At 63.8% G+C, this 19,521-nt stretch carries 23 protein-coding genes; 15 read left to right on the top strand and 8 right to left on the bottom strand.

Annotation, left to right across the window (positions count from 1 at the left end; genetic code table 11):
* Positions 1-64: 64 nt before the first annotated feature.
* Positions 65-1,231 (top strand): MFS transporter, encoded by a 1,167-nt coding sequence (locus JX001_RS03010; RefSeq protein WP_205682237.1) that lies wholly within the window; start codon positions 65-67, stop codon positions 1,229-1,231.
* Between the two features lie 431 nt (positions 1,232-1,662).
* On the opposite strand, the gene JX001_RS03015 is transcribed toward JX001_RS03010, so the two are convergent.
* Positions 1,663-2,574, bottom strand: a complete 912-nt coding sequence (locus JX001_RS03015) for a LysR family transcriptional regulator (protein WP_205682238.1) — start codon at positions 2,572-2,574, stop codon at positions 1,663-1,665.
* A gap of 99 nt (positions 2,575-2,673) precedes the next feature.
* Here JX001_RS03015 and JX001_RS03020 point away from each other — a divergent pair, with 99 nt between their 5' ends.
* A complete protein-coding gene (locus JX001_RS03020; RefSeq protein ID WP_205682239.1) occupies positions 2,674-3,288 on the top strand; it encodes a nitroreductase family protein in 615 nt (204 codons plus the stop codon).
* Positions 3,285-4,190 carry an EamA family transporter gene (locus JX001_RS03025; RefSeq protein WP_205682240.1) on the top strand — a complete coding sequence of 302 codons (906 nt, stop codon included), beginning with the start codon at positions 3,285-3,287 and terminating at the stop codon, positions 4,188-4,190. Before JX001_RS03020 ends, JX001_RS03025 begins: the two co-directional genes overlap by 4 nt.
* Positions 4,191-4,248: 58 nt before the next feature.
* Here JX001_RS03025 and JX001_RS03030 read toward each other — a convergent pair whose 3' ends face one another.
* A complete protein-coding gene (locus JX001_RS03030; RefSeq protein ID WP_205682241.1) occupies positions 4,249-4,755 on the bottom strand; it encodes an Lrp/AsnC family transcriptional regulator in 507 nt (168 codons plus the stop codon).
* A 44-nt stretch (positions 4,756-4,799) separates the two neighbouring features.
* Between JX001_RS03030 and JX001_RS03035 the strand changes: the two genes are divergently transcribed.
* From JX001_RS03035 to JX001_RS03045, 3 genes are all read left to right on the top strand, one after another.
* A complete protein-coding gene (locus JX001_RS03035; RefSeq protein ID WP_205682242.1) occupies positions 4,800-5,108 on the top strand; it encodes a cupin domain-containing protein in 309 nt (102 codons plus the stop codon).
* 16 nt (positions 5,109-5,124) lie between these two features.
* Entirely contained in the window at positions 5,125-5,604 is a 480-nt protein-coding gene (locus JX001_RS03040; RefSeq protein WP_205682243.1) for a DUF3995 domain-containing protein, read from the top strand.
* 79 nt (positions 5,605-5,683) lie between these two features.
* Positions 5,684-6,040, top strand: a complete 357-nt coding sequence (locus tag JX001_RS03045) for a DUF2834 domain-containing protein (RefSeq protein ID WP_205682244.1) — start codon at positions 5,684-5,686, stop codon at positions 6,038-6,040.
* Between the two features lie 213 nt (positions 6,041-6,253).
* Here the strand turns inward: JX001_RS03045 and JX001_RS03050 are convergent, their stop codons facing one another.
* Complete coding sequence (locus tag JX001_RS03050; RefSeq protein WP_205682245.1) at positions 6,254-7,045, bottom strand: helix-turn-helix domain-containing protein; 792 nt, start codon at positions 7,043-7,045, stop codon at positions 6,254-6,256.
* A gap of 107 nt (positions 7,046-7,152) precedes the next feature.
* Between JX001_RS03050 and JX001_RS03055 the strand changes: the two genes are divergently transcribed.
* From JX001_RS03055 to JX001_RS03075, 5 genes are all read left to right on the top strand, one after another.
* Positions 7,153-7,515 carry a nuclear transport factor 2 family protein gene (locus JX001_RS03055; protein WP_205682246.1) on the top strand — a complete coding sequence of 121 codons (363 nt, stop codon included), beginning with the start codon at positions 7,153-7,155 and terminating at the stop codon, positions 7,513-7,515.
* The gene (locus JX001_RS03060) at positions 7,512-8,306 is read left to right on the top strand and encodes an alpha/beta fold hydrolase (protein WP_205682247.1); all 795 of its coding nucleotides are present in this window, start codon (positions 7,512-7,514) and stop codon (positions 8,304-8,306) included. Before JX001_RS03055 ends, JX001_RS03060 begins: the two co-directional genes overlap by 4 nt.
* Entirely contained in the window at positions 8,303-8,716 is a 414-nt protein-coding gene (locus JX001_RS03065) for a PaaI family thioesterase (protein ID WP_205682248.1), read from the top strand. The genes JX001_RS03060 and JX001_RS03065 overlap by 4 nt, the downstream gene beginning before the upstream one ends.
* Positions 8,717-8,735: 19 nt before the next feature.
* The gene (locus tag JX001_RS03070) at positions 8,736-9,050 is read left to right on the top strand and encodes a putative quinol monooxygenase (RefSeq protein WP_205682249.1); all 315 of its coding nucleotides are present in this window, start codon (positions 8,736-8,738) and stop codon (positions 9,048-9,050) included.
* Between the two features lie 202 nt (positions 9,051-9,252).
* Positions 9,253-10,424, top strand: a protein-coding gene (locus JX001_RS03075; RefSeq protein WP_114150060.1) for an IS3 family transposase whose coding sequence is annotated in 2 segments (ribosomal slippage) — positions 9,253-9,526 and positions 9,526-10,424 — 1,173 coding nt in all. Because the reading frame shifts where the segments join, the coding sequence is not laid out codon by codon here.
* 87 nt (positions 10,425-10,511) lie between these two features.
* Here the strand turns inward: JX001_RS03075 and JX001_RS03080 are convergent.
* Positions 10,512-11,111, bottom strand: a complete 600-nt coding sequence (locus JX001_RS03080; protein ID WP_205682250.1) for a TetR/AcrR family transcriptional regulator — start codon at positions 11,109-11,111, stop codon at positions 10,512-10,514.
* A gap of 122 nt (positions 11,112-11,233) precedes the next feature.
* On the opposite strand from JX001_RS03080, the gene JX001_RS03085 reads away from it, so the two are divergent.
* Together JX001_RS03085 and JX001_RS03090 are read left to right on the top strand one after the other, a co-directional pair.
* Positions 11,234-12,649 carry a DHA2 family efflux MFS transporter permease subunit gene (locus JX001_RS03085; protein WP_205682251.1) on the top strand — a complete coding sequence of 472 codons (1,416 nt, stop codon included), beginning with the start codon at positions 11,234-11,236 and terminating at the stop codon, positions 12,647-12,649.
* Positions 12,650-12,978: 329 nt separating this feature from the next.
* Positions 12,979-13,908 carry an SDR family NAD(P)-dependent oxidoreductase gene (locus JX001_RS03090; RefSeq protein WP_205682252.1) on the top strand — a complete coding sequence of 310 codons (930 nt, stop codon included), beginning with the start codon at positions 12,979-12,981 and terminating at the stop codon, positions 13,906-13,908.
* A 136-nt stretch (positions 13,909-14,044) separates the two neighbouring features.
* Here the strand turns inward: JX001_RS03090 and JX001_RS03095 are convergent, their stop codons facing one another.
* The 3 genes from JX001_RS03095 to JX001_RS03105 form a co-directional block, all read right to left on the bottom strand.
* Complete coding sequence (locus JX001_RS03095; protein WP_205682253.1) at positions 14,045-14,869, bottom strand: aminoglycoside 6-adenylyltransferase; 825 nt, start codon at positions 14,867-14,869, stop codon at positions 14,045-14,047.
* Positions 14,870-14,977: 108 nt separating this feature from the next.
* Positions 14,978-15,913, bottom strand: a complete 936-nt coding sequence (locus JX001_RS03100) for a LysR substrate-binding domain-containing protein (protein ID WP_205682254.1) — start codon at positions 15,911-15,913, stop codon at positions 14,978-14,980.
* Positions 15,914-16,125: 212 nt separating this feature from the next.
* Complete coding sequence (locus tag JX001_RS03105) at positions 16,126-17,070, bottom strand: LysR family transcriptional regulator (RefSeq protein ID WP_241004734.1); 945 nt, start codon at positions 17,068-17,070, stop codon at positions 16,126-16,128.
* A gap of 17 nt (positions 17,071-17,087) precedes the next feature.
* Between JX001_RS03105 and JX001_RS03110 the strand changes: the two genes are divergently transcribed.
* Complete coding sequence (locus tag JX001_RS03110) at positions 17,088-17,921, top strand: N-acyl homoserine lactonase family protein (protein ID WP_205682255.1); 834 nt, start codon at positions 17,088-17,090, stop codon at positions 17,919-17,921.
* Positions 17,922-17,993: 72 nt separating this feature from the next.
* Positions 17,994-19,019, top strand: a complete 1,026-nt coding sequence (locus JX001_RS03115) for a zinc-dependent alcohol dehydrogenase family protein (protein ID WP_205682256.1) — start codon at positions 17,994-17,996, stop codon at positions 19,017-19,019.
* 117 nt (positions 19,020-19,136) lie between these two features.
* Here JX001_RS03115 and JX001_RS03120 read toward each other — a convergent pair whose 3' ends face one another.
* A complete protein-coding gene (locus tag JX001_RS03120) occupies positions 19,137-19,499 on the bottom strand; it encodes a cupin domain-containing protein (protein ID WP_205682257.1) in 363 nt (120 codons plus the stop codon).
* Positions 19,500-19,521 lie beyond the last annotated feature (22 nt).

A 19,521-nucleotide genomic window follows, 5' to 3' on the forward strand; every position in this document is an offset into this window, starting at 1 on the left:
TCTCTATGTAGAGATATGTATTGGACGGGGTGACCCTGACAAGCGCTTAGTGGCGGAAAACATCATGCGAGAACCCTTCAGTCGGATGCTGCTTCCGACCGCAATCCTGCTCGTCGGCATGAATCTGCGGCCGGCGTTGGCCTCGGTCGGCCCTCTGCTCGACGCGATCCAGCGCGACACGGGTCTTGGCGACATCGGCGCGAGTTTGCTGACCACCTTCCCGGTGTTGTTGATGGGCCTCTGCCTGCTGGGAACGGCGCGGCTGCGCGGATGGATGGGAGAGCGGGCCGGCATCGCCGCTGGTGTCCTGCTCATTCTCCTCGCCTGTCTGGCTCGTTGGGTGTGGCCGCATGCGGCAGCGCTGATTCTGACCGCCATCGTCGGTGGCGTCGGCATCGCCATCGTCCAGGCGTTGATGCCGGGCGTCATCCGCCGCCGGGCAGCAGCAGGCAGTGGACGCCTGATGGGCTTCTACTCCACAGCAATCATGGGAGGGGCGCTGATATCCGCTACGACCTGCGCCTGGATCGGACAGGTCTGGGGCTGGCCGGCCGCGCTGGGCATCTGGGCGCTGCCAGCGCTCCTCGGGCTCGGCATCTGGCTTCTGGTGGCGCAGGGCCCCCACGAGCCTGTGAGATCAGTGCAACGCCGCCCTGTGCGACATGCGCCGCGCGCCTGGCTGCTGATGCTCTTTTTTGGCCTTGGCACGGGTGCCTATACGCTTGTTCTCGCCTGGCTGCCGCCCTTCTACACCCAGCTCGGCTGGTCCGAACAGGGCGCCGGCGCGATGCTCGGAGCCGTCACCCTGGCGGAGGTGGCCGCAGGCATTGCCGTATCGCTATGGGTCGATCGGTCGCCGGATCGTCGCGCCATATTGTTCGCGGCAATCTTTTCGCTGCTGGCGGGAATGCTCTGCCTCTGCATTGCGCCACTGCAACTCGCATGGGTGGCGGCGTTGCTGGCGGGCCTCGGCATTGGCGCGCTATTCCCGCTGTCGCTGATCGTCGCGATGGATCACGGCGAGGATACCGATCAGGCAAGCGCACTCGCCGGTTTCGTCCAGGGCGGTGGCTATGTCCTGGCGGCCGCGCTGCCGCTGGCCGCCGGACTGCTGCGCCAGCGCCTTGCGGATCTCACCCCTGCCTGGTGGCTGATGGCGGGATTGTGCCTCGCACTGGCGCTGATGGCCGCGCGCTTTCGGCCGGGCGACCGACTTTCGCTTCCACACTGACAACGGGGAGCCTTGGACCGCTCATGCCGGCGTCGGGGGACGGTTTCGTGCTTGGGAATCATTGGGCGGGAGAAGGCAGCTGAAAAGCACTCCGCGTGCGTAGCGACCGTGCTTCCCCCCAGCCTGTCCGCAAATGCGTTCTTCCGAAGCTGCCCAGCAGACAAGGACGAAAAAATCCGGCGAACGATGCGACTCTTGGGCCCTTAGAAGCGTCCTGACCTGTTGACTGACGCACATGGGTGCCTGCGGCTTGCTCGTCTGCGATCACGACCGGCATATCCGGCCGCGCCGCACCCGGCGGCGTTTGCGTATCAGCCGGGAGGAATGTCGCAGGTGGTGTAAGATCAACGGGACTGGCCGGACTTGTCGTACTCCGCCCGATGATGAGCACCAGGTCTACGCTGCAGCCGTCCAACGCCGCACGAACTGGGTCACTTTTGTTCGTCGCCGTCGCGGAACACATCGGCAAGGAAATCGAGAAAGACCCTGAGTTTGGGAGCGAGGTGGTGGCGGGAGGGATAGACCGCATACAGCACCGTCTCGACCATATCCCAATCCTCGAGCACCGCCTCCAGTCGACCCGCACCGAGATCGTTCTCGACATAGAGGCGGGGTATGAGGCTGGTGCCGAAGCCGGCGAGCAACGCATCGCGCACGGCGAGGCTGGAGGCGACGCTGTAGCGGCCACGCACCGGGATCCGCTCGACCCGGCCGTTCTGGCGGAACTCCCACAGGTCGGCATGGCCCGAATGGGTGAAGCGGACACATTCGTGTCCGGCCAGTTCGCCGGGGTGCGTGGGTCGGCGACGTGCGGTCCAATAGGCCGGGGCGGCGACCAGGATGTGTTGGAGCGTCGTCAGCCTGCGAGCGATGAGGCTGGAATCTTCGAGGTTGTCGCTGCCGCGGATGGCAAGGTCATAGCCATCGCGAAGAAGGTCAACTCGCCGGTCATCGAGATGAAGATCGAGCGAAATCTCCGGGTAGCGCGCCAGAAACTTCGGGAGGTGGGACGACAGGCGCATGAGCGTGATGCTGGCTGGCGCGGTCACTTTCAATGTTCCGACCGGATTTGCAGTCAGGGGCCCAAGCGCGCGCTCAGCCTCTTGGAGGTCATCCAGGATGCGGCGAACATTCTCCAGATAGGCCGTGCCCGCTTCTGTGAGGTGAAGCCGCCGGGTGGTTCGATTGATGAGTCGGACCCCAAGGTGTGCCTCGAGTTCCGCGACATTCTTGCTGATGGCCGGTGGAGACAGGCGCAGACGACGCGCAGCCGCAGCGAAGCTGCCGAGTTCGGCCACGTGTCGAAACACCTCCAAAGCCTTCAAGCGGTCCAAAACGATCATTCACCAGTACGAACTAGACCCTTCCACAATAATCCCATTATGCCGGTGATTGATATTAATTAGCTTGGGCTCATCCGGACGCTCCGATTGAGGCCAGCCATGCAGCACGAAATCCTGACCCTGATCGAGACGCGCTTCTCTGCAAATCTGTTCGACGCTTCTCAAGGCGTCTCGGACCAGGAGATTGAAACGATGGTCAGCTACGCCATCCGTGCGCCGACCGCCTACAACCTCCAGAACTGGCGCTTCGTCGCGGTACGGTCACCGGATGCAAAGGTGCGTCTGCGAGCCGCGGCGCACGACCAGCCCAAGGTGACGGACGCTGCAGTGGCGTTCATCATCATTGGCATCCTGCCAGATCCAGACGCCGTCGTGACACGCCTGGCGCCAGCCGTTGATGCTGCGATCATGTCGAGAGATATGGCGGAACGCTGGCGCGACGGTGCGCGTACCCTCTACGCCGATCCGGCCATAGCGCGTGACGAGGCGGTGCGCAGCGCCACGTTCGGCGCAGCGACACTGATGTTCGCGGCCTCGGCCCTCGGCTTTGCGTCCGGCCCCATGGTGGGGTTCGACGCCGCGGGTGTGCGGCGAGACTTCGACCTTGCCGATGACGAACTGCCGGTCATGCTGCTGGCGGTGGGGCGAGCCGCGCCGGGCAACTGGCCGCAGAAGCCCAGACGTCTCCTTGGGGATGTGCTGGAGTGGGTGTGAGCACACGCCGCACAACGCTGGCACTGACCGCGCTGGCGCCCGCGATCTGGGGAACGACCTACATCGTCACGACGGAATGGCTCCCGGAAGGCTTCCCGTTGACCGTGTCGTTGCTGCGGGCACTGCCGGCCGGCCTGTTGTTACTGGCGATCGTGCGCGTGCTTCCGCGGGGAATCTGGTGGGGCCGGGTCCTGCTGCTGGGCGCCTTCAATTTTGCCATCTTCTGGTCCCTGCTGTTCGAAGCCGCCTATCGGTTGCCGGGCGGGGTCGCCGCTACGGTGGGTGCGGTGCAGCCGCTGATCGTGCTGATGCTGGCGCGGTTCTGGATTGGCGCGCCGCTTCGCGCGATGGCGATGCTTGCGGCGCTCGGGGGCGTGATCGGTGTGAACTTGCTTGTCCTGCGGCCCGGTGCGGCGTTCGACGCGGTTGGTATCGCAGCGGCGCTCGGCAGCGCGGCGTCGATGGCGGTGGGCACCGTGCTGACCAAGCGATGGCAGCCGCCCGTTTCGGCTTTGACCTTCACTGCCTGGCAACTGGTTGCAGGCGGGGCCCTGCTCCTGATTCCCGCTCTCATCCTGGAGCCCGGCTTGCCGGCACCAAGCACCACCAACCTGGTCGGCTTTGCCTGGCTCGCCCTTGTCGGGGCGGCGCTGACCTACATCCTGTGGTTTCGGGGCATCGCCGCCCTGGGGCCGGCCTCCGTCGCCCCATTGGGGTTCCTCAGTCCCATGACGGCCGTGCTGCTTGGCTGGCTCGTTCTGGGGCAGGAGCTTGCACTGCAACAGATCGCGGGCATCGTGCTTGTTCTTGTCAGCGTCTGGCTAAGCCAGCGCGCGCAGGCCACGAAGATCGCCGCCGCCTGCGATAGGGTGAAGGTCATCCGATCCTCTGACGGCGAGTGATGGCTATGGGAACATCTGAAGCCACAGCGCCCCGGTCAAGCAGCGGTCCCGGTCGAGGTCAAAAAGGACGAGTTACCGATCCTGCTTGCTCAGACAGGATGACGGTCGTCTCCACATCCCCGACCCCTTCGACCGTCCGAAGCCGATCAGCCAGTTCGGAAAGTGCCTGCGGGGACGTGACCAAGACCACAAGCACCGCGTCGCGGTCCCCGGCGATCGAGAATATTCGCTCTACCTCTGACCATGACGCGAGGTGATCGGTAACGCGGCTACATGGCCTCACCGTGATCGACAATGTCACCAGCGCAGAAACGCCCGTCTCCGCGTCCGAAGCGATCGTCGTGGTATAGCCGCGGATGATCCCGTCGCGTTCCAGTCGCGCAATCCGCGCCTGCACGGCCGTTCGAGACAGGTTGAGGTCCCGGGCGAGCGCGGCGGTCGTCCTGCGAGCATCGCGACGCAGCAGTCCCACGAGTCTCTGATCGATCTCGTCTAGCCGTTTGCCTGTGCGGTTCATCAACACCTTCGATGCGTCGTCAATCACGGCGGTCTGAAATGTCGCCAAGCCGACTGCCTTTTAGCAGTCTGACGTCAAAGAAGGAGAACAGGATGAAGATCGTCGAGGCGAGCCAGTTTGAAGGTCGGCGTGCGTGGGAGGCGCTCGACATCGCTGAAATCGACGGCGCGACCGTTCGTCTGCATTGGACGGATCAGCCCTACATTTGGCATGTGAACGATGGACCGGAAGTGTTCGTCGTCCTGGATGGCGTCGTCGACATGGAAGTCCGCGATGTCATCGAACGCGTCTATCGATTGACGCCGGGGTCGATTTTTCATGCTGAACAGGGCGACGCACACCGTGCCATCCCCATCGGCGTCGCGCGCATCCTGGTCATCGAGCGCAGAGGCAGCATCTAGGACGGGAGGAATACGCATGCCGAGATCATCCAGTGCCTTCTTCTGGGCAGCGGCGGTGTCCGGCAGTTTTCATGCCGGCTGGAGCGCCTACTGGCTAATGGGGGGAAGCCTCTTGCTTGAGAGCGTTGGGCAATGGGCCGCGACAACGGGTGACAGCCGCGGCGGCGGGATAATGGCGATGTTGGCTGCGACGATGCTGGTAAAGCTGGGCGCTGCGTGGGTGCCGCTCCTGGCGGAGTACCGTATCCTCGCGGGCCGTAAGGCGTGGCGGACCACAAGCTGGATTGGTGCTGCCTGCATCACGCTCTATGGGTTGGCGAACATCGCCGCCAGCGGAGCCGCACTACTCAACGTCTTGCCGACCGCTCCCGACAGTCGGTCGGCCCATCTCGGTCACGCTTTGCTTTGGGGACCGCTCTTCGTGTTATGGGGAATTGCTCTATTGATCGCACTTGCCCGCTTCAAGCAGGACCAGGCTCGAGGATTGACCTGGTAACTTTTCCCTACAGGGGCGTCTCCAATCCAGTCTGCAGGGACGGTCGCAACACCTCAAACCAATATGGGGACCAAATCTTATGACCAGATCGATGATGCTGCGCTCGTTCTATCTTGCGGCTGCCGTAGTGGGAACGGTTGTGCCATGGGGGTTTTTCGCATCCTATTTCGCCGTCTCTGGCATTGAGGCAACCGGAATTATTCGTAATTTATTTAACAACGGTGCAGCCAGTGGTTTCGTATCGGATGTATTGATATCCATACTTGTTTTCTGGGTCTGGTCTTGGGGCGACGCCATGCGCAATGGCGTCAAATATTGGTGGCTAGTGATCCCGGCGGGTTTTTTCGTAGGTCTGTCACTTGCGATGCCGCTATATTTTTTCTTTCGGGAGGTAAGCACTGGACCCGACGTCCGGCTTACGCGTCAGCCTCGATAGCCAGTCAGGGCTCGCATATGGCTGACCGGCTCCCCGTTTTCAGGCCGCAGATAAACTAGTCTTGGTTTCGTCATGCTCCTGGCGAGGGCGGGTGGTGAATTCGGCGGGTGACATTCCGTCGGGTCTGATTTGCGGACGCACGGAGCTGTAGTCCGTCCGCCATGCCTCGGTGGATCCGCCTCGCTGCAGCCAGCGTTGGGAAGAGGGGCTCGCTTAGCCGTCACGGCCAAGTATCGACCGACGTGTGGTCTCGTCGGCAGGGTAGAAACATTCCAAAGTGAGTTCGGCAAGCGTCACGTCGGTCGCTGTTCCGAACACGGTCGTCGTCGAAATGAACGACAGGCGGCGTTTGGTGACCGGATCGCAGAGTGTCAGTGGCACAGCGATCGGGGGCGTGGGCGAGGGCGGGCACCGGCCTGCGGAGATCGGAAAGGCGCGAAGTTCGTCGTGCAGGGCGAACAGGACAGGATCAGCGGTGCGATCCGCAGTGTCGCGCAAGCGCGCGAGCAGATGATGGCGCCATTCGGCCAGGTTGATGATCGCTGGCGCGAGTCCTTTTGGATGCAGGCTGGCCCGCAGGACGTTGATCGGAGGGGTGAGCAACCCGGGATCGATGCCGTCCAGGAGCGCGCTCGCCGCATCGTTCGCCAGGACCAAATTCCAATGGCGGTCGACCGCCAGCGCCGGAAACGGCGAATGACCGTGCAGCACGGCCTCCACGGCCGTTAGGGCTGCTGCCATATCGGGCGCATCGATCGCGCGTTCGTCGTGGATCGGCGCGAACCCTGCGGCAAGTAAGAGGCGGTTGCGCTCGCGCAGCGGCAGCGCCAGCGGGTCGGCCAAGCGCATCAGCAGTTCGCGGCTCGGCGCCGCACGACCGCTTTCGACGAAGCTGAGGTGGCGCGTCGACACGTTCGCCTCGCCGGCGAGATCGAACTGGCTCAGTCGGCGCCGTCCTCGCCAGTCGCGCAGAAGGTGGCCAACTGTGTCCGATCTCGTGACCATATCCTCCTTCTAGCGCTGTAAGTCGCCGCCGCGCCATTACCTGCGAGGTAATCGCATGCCACGTCCGCTGCCGTCATCCTTGATGCCAACATCCAAGGAGACGAACGATGACCGATCCGACAACGCTGGCCCGCGATTATCTCGCCTTGTGGAACGACGACGACGCCACCTCACGCCGTCGCCGCCTGGCCGACGGCTGGGATCCAGATGCGCGCTACGCTGACCCCATGATGGCAGGCGAAGGTTATGATGGCATCGCGGCAATGATAGAGAAGGCACGCGAGGGTTTTCCTGGCCACGCGTTCACGCTTCGCGGCTTGCCGGACGGGCACGGCAGCTTTGTGCGCTTTTCTTGGACGCTTACGCCCGCGGGCGGCGCGCCGGTCGCGCATGGCACCGATGTCGTGCGGATCGAAGACGGCGGCCGCATCGCGGAAGTCATCGGTTTTCTCGACGGGGACGTCGCGTGAGCCCTGCCTTCGTCCCGCGTGGAGACGGCCATGCGCTCTACGTCCGCGACTGGGGCGAGGGGCCTCCCGTCGTGCTGATGGCGGGTTGGGCGATGGACGGGCGCATCTGGGGTGAGACAATGCTTCATCTCAGCGCCGTCGGACTGCGTCCGATCGCCTATGATCGTAACGGCCACGGGCGATCGACTGACCGCCCCGGCTACGACTACGACGCGCTCGCCGACGATCTTGCTGCAGTGCTGGACGCGCTCGACCTCACCGGCGCAACGCTGGTCGCGCATTCGGGCGCGGGAGGCGAGGCGATCCGCTATCTGACTCGGCGCGGGCGGGCGCGGGTCAGTCGATTAATCCTGGTCGGTGCGACCGGCCCTCGCGTCATCGGCGAAGCCGGGGTCACGGCCGAGATAGTGGACCTGCTCTGCGCGCAACTGACCACTGACCTGTCCGGGTGGATCGGCGCCAACATCGATCCCTTCGCCCCCGGTGCCCCGCCGCGCGTGAAGGACTGGATGTCAGGGATGGTCCTGGACTGTTCGCGCAGGGCGATCGTGGCGTTCCAACGCACGATCGCCGAGACGGATCTGACGGCGGACGCCGCGGCGCTCGACCTGCCCGTTACGATCATCCACGGCGACCGCGACGCTTCGGCGCCGCTCGACGTCAGCGGTCGTCGATATGCCGCGACAATTCCGGACGCCGAACTCGTCGTATACGAGGGCATCGCGCACGGCGTGATGGTGACCGACGCTCGCCGGCTGGCCGCCGACATTGCGCGACGGGTGCTCGGATGAGCGCGATCGAGCCCGCACAGGCGATTATCGCGGGGCGACTGCTCGGCTCGCCGGTCGCGCGCGCGATCGGGCTTGGCCTCGAAAGCGTGGAGACGGGCCTCGTACGCCTGCGTCTCCCCTTCGCTGAGACAAATGTCACCACCGGATCGATGGTCCATGGCGGGGTCATCGCGACGCTCGCGGACGTGGCGGCGGTAGCGGCCGCGGTCTCGTCTGCGCGAGAGCCTCCCGAAGGCGGGGCAACGAGCAGCCTCACGATCAGCTACCTCGCCCCCGCAAACGGCTGCGCGCTCGTCGCCACCGCACGCACCCTGCGCAGCGGCACCCGACAGCATGTCGTGCGGGTCGAGATCGCGTGCGATGCGCAGCGTCCGATCGCCGAAGCGCTGGTGACGGTCGTATTGGCCTGACCTGGCAAGGAGACCATCGATGCCCGAAACCTACGTCATCACCTTTCACGTGAAAGTGGATCAGGTCGCCCGCTTTCACGCATTGCTCGGCCCTGTACTAGACGCGATGCGCGACGAGGCGACGTTTGTCCACGCGGCTCTGCACGTCGATCCCGACCGGTCAGACGTGTTCCAGCTTCATGAGACCTGGATCGATCGCAGCGACGTGCTGAATGTTCAATTGCAGAGGCCCTATAGGCGCGAATGGCACGCAGCGTTGGACGACGTTCTTGCCGCGCCCCGCGAGATTGCCATTTGGCGCCTGCTGCGGTCCGACGCTCGACCACAGGCTTAGGTTTGCGCATTCCCAGGGCTTCTTTGATTCAGACGCTTGCCATCGTTCCGGATGATCGCCGAGCGGGCGCGATGTCTGCACTATAGCCTTTTAACGCCGCGGGCACTCCATACGGCCGCCACTTGCTTAGCGGGGTTCGGTGATCCTCCCTCGGTTTGGTGGACACCCATGCTAGCTTTTCGGAGCTGGAGAGGAGTGTCTGATGAGTGTTCAACGCCGGAACTTTCCGGATTCTTTCAAGCGCGAGGCCGTTGACCGCGTCGCCAACGGCGGCCTGAGCGTCGGGGCGGTGGCCCGCGAGCTTGGGCTGCACGAGACGGTGCTTCGTCGATGGATGACGCAGTTCGGGGTGCAGGCGACGGGGGCGTCGCGGCGCCCCACAACGCAGGCGTCGTCCCCGTCGCCGTCGGATCTGGCGGCGGAGGTGGCCCGGTTGCGGCGAGAGAACGGTCAGCTGCGGATGGAGCGGGACATCCTAAAAAAAGCCGCGCTCATCTTCGGAGCGGCCTCCCGATGAAGTTCGGGTTCGTCGATGAGCATCGTCAGGTCTGGCCGGTTCGCGTGATGTGCGCGGTCCTGGGCTTGTCGGCCAGCGGTTACTACGCCTGGCGCGGTCGCCCCGAGAGCCAGCGGTCTGTCGCCAATCGCGAGCTGACCGAGGATATCCGGCTGATCCATGCGGAGAGCAGCGGCTGTTACGGCTCGCCGCGCGTTCACGCCACCCTGCGGCGGCATGGGCGTCGGGTCGGTCGATCCCGCGTGGAGCGGCTGATGCGCCGCGCCGGCCTGCGGGGCTTGGCGGCCTTGCCGCGTCGCGCCCGGACGACGAACAGCCGCCACGGTTATCCCATCGCGCCCAACAGGCTGGCCCGGAACTTCGAGGCGGCGGCGCCCAACCAGGTCTGGCTCGCCGACCTCACCTACATCCCGACCGGCGAAGGCTGGCTCTATCTCGCCGCCATCCTCGACCTGCACACCCGCAAGATCGTGGGCTGGTCCATGCGCCAGACCCTGCACACCGAGATCGCCCTCGACGCCCTCAACATGGCCGTCGAACGTCAGCGCCCCGCGCCCGGCCTGATCCATCATTCGGACCGGGGCATCCAATACGCAGCCGAAGCCTATCGATCAGCCCTGGCCCGATCCGGCATCACCCCGTCGATGAGCCGAAAGGGCGACTGCTGGGACAATGCCCCGATGGAGAGCTTCTTCCACACCCTCAAGACCGAACGCGTTCATCACCGCGTCTACGCCACCCGAGACCAGGCGCGGCGAGACCTGTTCGGATACATCGAGGGCTTCTACAATCCCCATCGCCTGCACTCAGCACTGGGCTATATCAGCCCCGCTGAGGCCGAGCGCAAAGCGGCTTAACCCCGTCCACTTTTACGGGGGAAGATCATCGGAGCCATCACCATATGCTCGACATCCTTGATGCCGTCCTACGTTGGCAACAGCCGCTCAACCGAACATCTGATCCAGATGGCGCTGCATTAAGCTCAAAGCCGATTCGGCTGTTCGTTGGCCGACCAGCACGCTTGTTCCAAGGCCGTGATTTATTGCGAGCAGGCGGGCGGCCTCGAAGGCGTTGTCTAGCTCGTGCGGCAGCTCGCCGTTCGCCTGTCCCTGCTTCAGCAAGTTTGCGAGCTGCAGCTCCAGGCGATTTGGACCCTCGACGAACGGCTGTTCGGCCAGTTCGGGCTCGGTCATCGCCAGCACCGCATATGAGGTCCACACGAGGTGGAATGTCTTACGACGCTCATCCATCGGCAGTGCTTCAGTAAGCAAGGCGTCCAGGATCGAACGCACAGACTGTGGTGATTTTGATTCAGCAAGTCGGGCCGACCATCGGGCGTTGCTTTGTTCTTCGAGACGCTGGAGCGCCGCATGCATCAGTTGGGCCTTGGTCTCGAAATAGTATTGCACGAGCCGCAGCGACACACCCGCCTCAGCAGCCACCGACCGCATCGTGACAGCGTGAAGGCCGCGGCACCCTGCGACACGTACGAGCCCGTCGGCGATCACCGCGCGACGTTCAATATGATCGACAATCTTCGGCATCGGCTTCCCCGCCCCGCTTTATTGGCCATTGTGATACACATGTATCATAATGGCGTTTGGGGACGCCAGGAAACGAATGCTGATCCCATGGTGGGAGGCACGGCATCTAACATCGAGGTTCTATGACCATGAAAGACGCAGAGCCCCCCGGCGAACCACTGCCGGATATTCCGGCACGGATATGGGGCATCGCCGCTGTGACCGGCGCAGGCGCATTCATGGCGATGCTTGACTCGACCGTCGCCAATCTTGCGATCGAACCCATCCGCGCCGCCTTCGGATCGACCCTCCCGCTCATGCAATGGATCGCCACGGCGTACCTTATCGCCCTAGCCGTCTCGTTGCCCGCCGCCAGTTGGCTTGGAAACCGACTGGGATATGGGCGCGTCTGGACCGGCTCGCTGATGATATTCACCGTCGCTTCCGCGCTTTGCGCTCTTGCGCCGGAGCCATGGACGCTCATCGGCGCGCGCTTCGTACAGGGACTCGCAGCCGGATTGATGATCCCAATGGGACAAGCGGTGATCGGCGCGGTTGCGGGACCCAAACAGCTTGGCAGACTTATGGGAGCCCTTGGTTTGGTGATCAGTCTTGGACCCGCGGTGGGCCCGGCGTTCGGCGGAGTTGTGCTGGACGTGAGTTCCTGGCGATGGCTGTTCTGGATCAACGTCCCCATCGGGCTTGCCGCGCTTGTTGCCGCACGGGGTCTGGTGCCCAGCGGTGTCAAGGATCATGAACGTCCATTGGATCGACTTGGGCTTTTGCTGCTTGGCCTGGGGTTGCCGCTGTTGCTTTACGGGACCGCGGAAGTCGGTTCTGAGGAAGCCACACCTACGACGATCGTCGCGCTCGTTGCAGGTGGCGTTATGGTATCTTGGTTCGTCTTCGCGGCGAGAACTACGAAATACCCACTCATCGACCTGAGCCTGTTTCGTCGCGGCACCTTTGCGGCCGCGACGGCAACCGCCGGACTCACCGGTGCGAATATGTACGGTGGCCTTCTATTGCTGCCTCTGTATCTGCTGCTTATCGTCGGCATGGACGCCTCACAGGCCGGCGTGATGCTCCTTGCCATGGGGTTGGGCAGCGCAGCAGCGCTCTACACCGGCGGCAAGATGACCGATCGGTTTGGTGCCGGGCCTGTCGCGATCACGGGATCGATTTTGTTGGTGCTGACCACGATCCCCTTCCTCCTTCCAGGGGTTCTTTCTACGATTGCACTGGCGGCTGTTTTCGTCGCGCGCGGCGTGGGCATAGCCCTCGCGCAAATGCCTGCAATGACCGCAGCCTATGCCTCAGTCACGACGGAGGAGGTCGGGGACGCATCGACGCTGGTCAATATCGCCCAACGAATAGGTGGCGCTATAGGCGCGATCGTGGTCGTCGTGGTGCTGGCGCAGGCTGGTGGCGGGAGCGACCGCGCCAGTCACGCATGGGCATTCACGGTCCTAGCCGTCGTTTCAATTGCCACCGTCGTTTCGGCGGTCACCCTCCAACATCTCGACCGGCGAAGCAGTCAAAAGGCTGTCGCAAGCTGAGGCGGCGGCTTCTTCATATGGGCCGCGCTTACTTTGCATTAATGGCGTTATCGAGGGGGCTTAGCCATCGCGCAGAACATCGCACCATGGCGTAGAATCCGCGGGGCTGGCGGAGCGTCCGGGATTCGAACGGAGCGGTTTAGACAGCAATGCCGCTTCCCCCTAGCCAGCCTCAAGCTTCGGTTGGCGTCATCCAGTCTAAGCCCACAAGTTTGAAGCGCCGCCGGGCGGTCGCCGTGGCGTGAAGCCCGGCTTCACAGGGCATTCAGCCAAAGGCAGGTTTTTCAGATCGCATGAGCGTCTAGGTCAGCCACGTACAGGAGGCGGACATGACGAACGAAGAGGCTCGAAAGGATCGCAGGCGGCTTTTGGGCGGCCTTGCGGTCGGAACGGTCGCCGGCCTGGTCGGAGCCGCAGCGGGGGCGGCTGTCGCCCATGACGCAAACGCAGTGCCGCCACCTCGGATCGAGGGACCGAAGCGGTTCAAGGGCAAGGTCGTGCTGATCACGGGTGGCACGTCCGGGATAGGGCGGGCCTCGGTGATCGCCTTCGCGGACGAAGGCGCCAAGGTCGTCTTCTGCGGCCGCAGACGTCCGCTGGGAGCAGAGGTCGAGGCGCTTGTGCGGTCACGCGGCGGGGACGCCGCCTACGTCTGGGCGGACGTCCGACAAGACGCTTCTATCAAGGCCCTGGTCGCGGAGGTGAAGCGCCGTCACGGTCGATTGGACGTGGCGTTCAACAACGCCGGCGTCTCCGTCGGGCGACCGCTGCATGAGACCTCTGTGGCGGACTATGAGAACGTGATGGACACCAATGTGCGCGGCGTCTTCCTCTGCCTGCGCGAACAGATACCGTTGATGCTCGACCAGGGCTCGGGCGTGATCCTGATCACCTCTTCGGTCCAGAGCGTGGCGACGCGCCCCGGCAGCGCAGCCTACTCGGCCAGCAAGAGGGGGCTTTTGGGACTGATGCAGGTGGCGGCGCTGGAATATGGCGCGCGAGGTATCCGGGTGAACGCCCTGTGTCCCGAAACCGTCGATACGCCGATGGTGCGCGATCTTGGCGGAGCTGCCGATCTGCCGGATCCGGCATGGGCGATCGCCGCAAAGGCTTGGGGTCGTCAGAACGTCCCGGGCCTGGAGCGAATGGCGACGGCCGACGAGATGGCGCGAGCCGCACTGTGGCTGTCGTCCGACGAAATGTCCTATCTCAACGGCTCGGCTGTGCTGGTGGACGGCGGGATGACCTCGGCGCTGTAGTCAGATCCTTGTGAGCTGACTGGAGCGGAGGTGCTTTTGGGGGAGCCCGAAGTGGTGATCGGATGTCACGGTGCGAGGAGAGGCGAAAATGCCATTCCGAAAGGTCGCGATGACTCACTGGCTCAAAGCACTCGGGCTATGACACAGGAGGCCGAATTTCAGCATTTGCCGCCATGCTCAGGATGTTTCTGACTTCGGTTTGCATCGCTTCGTGGCTGAAATCTTTCAATGCAGCCACGGCGGCGGTCCGGACCGCCACGTCCCTGAAGAGATCCAGGGTGGCGAGAAGCGCTTCACGACTGTCAGAAAGATCAAATGACGCCCAGCACGCGTCAAGTCGCTCCTGGACGTCGATGTCCATCCAGCCTCGCATGCGGGTCCCCAGATACCTCACGTCGATTTTGTCGCCGTAACGGGCGACGTGATCCCACTCTATGAGCCGTAGCAACTCGGTCTTGAGGTCATTGTCCCGAACCTTGACGGTCCACGGTTCATCTCTGACGATGGCTTTTGCGATCATGAAGGCTGATGCATAGCCCCAGTTCAAACATTCGTCGAAAGCATCTTGATCGACCGGCACATGAGATGGCGCATCAGTTCGGAAGTCCGCAGCGTCACCATCCTTGTCGAGCAAAACCTCATACGGTCGATCGTAGACGCCGCGTTCGCCGCGCGTATCGACCAAGGTAAAATCAAGCTTGCCGCCAACGTAGTACACGAGGCGCGTTGGCTGGTTGTCGCCGTTTTCCAGCCGCTCGACGGCGAGTACGTCACCCAGCCGACTCCACCAGGAATCATCCCGTTCAAGCGTTTCGATATCGCGTACATGAATTTCCAGATCGCGATCGGAAAGCGGATGGGCAGTCGCGGATGCGGCCGAACCCGTGAGCACAACACAGCGCACTGTCTCCGTTCGGTCCGCCCACGCCAGTAATGATTTGAGCGCACTGTCATAGTCCACGAACGTTTCTCCGATGCCAGTTTCATCTATCGAAGGACACACCATCATCCTCGACGGCTGGCAGGTTCAAGCGGCACTTTTGTGACCTGATCGGCATCGGGATCCGGCTCAGGATGAGGCCACCGCATCGGTAAGCTTGAACCGGTTTCGAGCAAAGCCGGCGAAGGCCTTGAGGGTCGGTGATCCTTGACGATGACGAGGATAGTAGAGATGGACCCCGTCGCTCGAGGGCATTGAATCTTCCAGTAGAGAGATGAGCTCCCCTCTGCCGATCGCGGCCGCGACGAGCGGTGCCGCGCTATAGGCCAGCCCGAGACCTGCCCGTGCGGCGGCCAGATTGGCCTCGGTCATATCGACGACCATGCCGCCGGAGACAGACACTGACAGAGGGCGGTCCCCCTGCACGAACTCCCAACGATAAATCTCGCCTGACGACGCGGAGCGCACCCGGATGCAACGGTGGTCTGCGAGGTCCCTGGGGTGGACGGGCGTCCCATGACGAGCAAGGTAGGCTGGCGACGCCACCACGGCGAACGGGAAAGGCGGCGAAAGCCGAACGGCGACCATGTCGAGCGCGACGAGTTCGCCCAGGCGGAACCCGCCGTCGAAACCGTCGCGAACGACATCGACCATCCGGTCGTTGGCGCTTAACTCGATCTCGACGTCAGGGTGTTCGGCGCAGAACGGACCTACGACGGCGTCGATCAACAACGGCGCGAGAACCGAGGGCGTGGTGAAGGCGAGGCGTTGAGCGGCTCCGGCATTCACCTGAACAGCCGCAAAAGCTTCGGAAAGACCCTTCAGCACGGGTTCGACCTCACTCAGAAACGAGCGTCCGGCTGTCGTCAGGGCCGTGCTTCGCGTCGTACGGGTCAGGAGGGCGACCTTGAGGTCCGCTTCGAGTTCCCGCACGGCCTGGCTGACAGCTGATACGGAGAGGCCAAGACGATCCGCAGCCGTACGAAAACTGCCCGTTGTGGCGACGGCGACGAACGCCTTGGCTCCCTTGAGTTGCCGGGGCCCGATGGTCAGATTTGACGTCATGGGTATGTGCTCACGCGACAGGACAGGCGCCGCCGATCTCCGTCATAACGAACGCAGCGTGTTGGGGCTATTCCAGCGCCTTGGAGCCAGACCACATGCCGTGCGGCATGCCTCGCACGCTGGACGGCAGACTGCGCGGAGCGGGGGCTTGGCCTCTTTGAGGGCGGCAAGCACCCGATCGATCAGAGAGGTCCGACGGGCCGGGAGCGAGCTCAATCGGGAGCAAATGCCGGCGCCTTGGCAAAGAGGGTGATCAGGTGGTCCGCCACCGCGCGGACGGCGGGCGACTTGCGGATATCGGCATGGGTCACCAGCCAGATCGTGCGGACCGGCGGGGTGGCGTCCGGATCGACCGGGACGAGCTCCGGATCCGGGGCGGCCATGAACCGGGGCAGCATGGCGACGCCCAGGCCAGAGCGGGCCGCGGCAATCTGGCTGTTGACGTCGCTGGAGCGCATCACGACCGCTCGATCGCCCGCGTAGCGCTCGAACCAGTGATGGTGCGGAACATGAGCCAGGGCGGCGTCGTAGCCGATGAAGGTCCAGTCGGTCGGCGGCATGGCGGCCATCAGTGGCGCCGCATAAAGACCCAGATGCACCGCGCCGATCGCCCGGGCGATATGGGACAGATGGTCGGGGCGAACCAGACGCACGGCGATGTCCGCCTGACGCTGTTCCAGCGAAACCAGGCCGACGTCGCCGGACAGGGACACCGCCAGACCGGGGTAGCGTTCCCGCAACGACCCCAGGCTCCCGGCAATGAAATGCGACGCGAGTACCGGCGGTGCGCTGATGGTCACCGTCCCGCTCAGGGAGGTCGAGGCGTCGCGGGCGCGGCGTTGCAATCGCTCTGCCGCGTCGGCCATGCTTCGTGCCAGTTCGGCAAACTCCGCGCCGACGTCGGTCAACGGCGTGCCTTTCGGCAATCGATCGACCAGCCGGACGCCCAGTTCTGCCTCCAGACTGGCCAGACGTCGACCGACCGTCGCGTGATCGACACCCAGTCGGCGCGACGCGGCTGTCAGCGAGCCTGTATCGGCCACAGCGACGAAAATCCTCAGATCATCCCAGTTCAACATCGGTGCAAGATTGCACATCTGAGGTGCGGTGATGAGCAGTTTGTCTGGGGCCCGGTCTGACCGATCTAGGAAGATCAATCATAAGGACCTCCCCCATGCGCCTCGCCGCCAGCCTGTTCGCCATCACCGCAATCCTGGCCGGAACGGCGCATGCCGAACCCGCGGATCCTCTCCAGCTCTACACCCTCGACTGCGGCACATTGGAGCTTCAGGACATGGCTATGTTCTCCGACACCGGGGAACATGCCGGTGAACCCGGCGTCATGGCCGTGCCCTGCTATCTGATCCGGCACGGCGACGACTGGTTGTTGTGGGATACGGGTCTGGGCGACGATCTGGCGGCTCTTCCAGAGGGCAAGGATCAGCTAGGCGGTCGTTGGACGGTGCGCCGCACCCTGACGTCCCAACTCGCCGACCTCGGCCTGGTGCCGCGAGACATCGACTACGTCGCCCTGTCGCATCTGCATGCCGATCACAGCGGCAATATCGGCCTGTTCCCCGCCTCGACCTGGCTGCTGCCCGCCGAAGAACTGCGCTGGGGTGCGGCGGCGCCCGCGCCGCTCGGCGTCGATGCGGCCCTGGTGGCGCAAATCCCCAAGGACAAGCTGCGGTTTCTGGACGGCGATCATGACGTCTTCGGAGATGGCCAGGTCATGATTCTGCGTGCGCCGGGCCACACGCCCGGCCATCGCATCCTGCTCGTCAAGCTTCCAAAATCCGGGCCGGTCCTCCTGTCCGGAGACCTCTTCCATACGCGCGAGAACTACGAGCAGTCCCGGGTGCCGACGGTGAACGTCGATCGCGCCGATACCCTGGCCTCGATCGATCGTTTCGCCGGCCTGGCCGCCTTCCTCCACGCGCGGGTGGTGGTTCAGCACGCGCCTGAGGACTTCGCCGCCATGCCGGTCTTTCCGGCCTTTCTGGATTGAAGCGGCTGAGGACGTCGCTGCCCAGTTGTGGGGGCGGCTCAGACAAACACACAACACCTGGAAGGATAGACGATGGCTGAAACCATGAAGCGCTGGGAGATGTCGGCGATCGGACGGGAGCATCTGGCCCTGACCGAGGTCGCTATCCCCAAGGCGCGTGCGGGCGAGGTGCTGGTGCGCGTCCATGCCGTCTCGCTCAACTATCGCGACAAGCTGGTGATCGAGACGGGAATGGGGTTGCCTCTCGCCTTTCCCTTCACACCGGGGTCCGATCTGGCCGGTGAAGTGGTCGGGATGGGCGAGGGCGCCGATCGGTTCGCGGTCGGCGATCGGGTCATTTCCACTTTCACCCCCGGATGGTTGGACGGCCGGCCCGCCGGCGATGCGCGCCATCCGCCGTACAAGACCCTGGGCGGGGCCTGGCCGGGCGTGCTGTCGCAATATGTCGCCTTCCCTCAGGACTGGTTCGTCCGATCGCCCGAAACCCTCGACTTTGTCCAATCGAGCACCCTGCCATGCGCCGGCCTGACGGCCTGGTTCGCCCTGGTCGAGCGCGGTGATCTCCAGTCCGGACAGACGGTGGCGTTGCAAGGAACCGGGGGCGTGTCTCTTTTGGCGTTACAGATCGCCAGGTCCCGTGGAGCCCGGGTCGTCATCTCGTCCGGCGACGATGAGAAACTCGCCCGCGCCGTCGCCCTGGGCGCCGATCTCGGCGTCAATCGTCACGATGAAGACTGGGTGGAGGCTGTCCGCACCTTCACCGACGATGCCGGGGCGGATCACATCCTCGAACTGGTGGGCGGCGCTCATCTGAACCGCTCGCTGGAGGCCGTTGCCGTCCAGGGGCGGATATCCCTGATCGGCGTCCTCGACGGCTTCGACTTCTCCGGCTCGTCCGGACTGCTGATCACCAAGTCTCCCGTGATCCAGGGGATCAACGTCGGCCATCGCCGCGCCCTGGAGGATTTCGTGGCCGAGATCGACCGGATCCAGCTGAAGCCGGCCGTCGATACGGTCTACCCGCTCGCTGAACTCCCTGCAGCGCTCGACCATCTCGATCGTGGTGCCTTCGGCAAGATCGTGATCACCCTGGTTTGATGGGACCGATCTTGGGCGACGCCGACGTCTGAGGACGGATCAGCGTGGTCAGCGTCATGCTAGTCTCTCGACCGCGATCGTGGATGGCCATAGGGAGTCTCGGTGTCCAGCAGTCGGTCAGACCGTCGCGCCGTCCGGAGCGGTGAAACGATCGTCAAGAACATCGCCCGTGTTCCGAACGGCCGCGGGTTCAAAGATCAGGATCTCGGCCTCCTCGTCGGCGGCTGTCCGGTGCTCGACACCATGGGGCACGACCACAAACTCGCCGGGTCCCATCTCGACGATGCGATCGCGAAACTCGATGCGAAAGCGGCCCTTCCAGACGAGAAACATCTCGTCCTCATGCTCATGCCGATGCCATGGGAACGTCCCGGAGACCTTGACCAGCTTGACCTCCTGACCGTTGAGCTCCGCAACCACCTTTGGCCGCCAATGCTCCTGGAACAGGGCGAACTTCTCTTCGATCACAACCTTCTGCATGGTCAACTCCTGTAGGTTATGG

Source organism: Brevundimonas fontaquae (assembly GCF_017086445.1).
GTDB lineage: Bacteria > Pseudomonadota > Alphaproteobacteria > Caulobacterales > Caulobacteraceae > Brevundimonas > Brevundimonas fontaquae.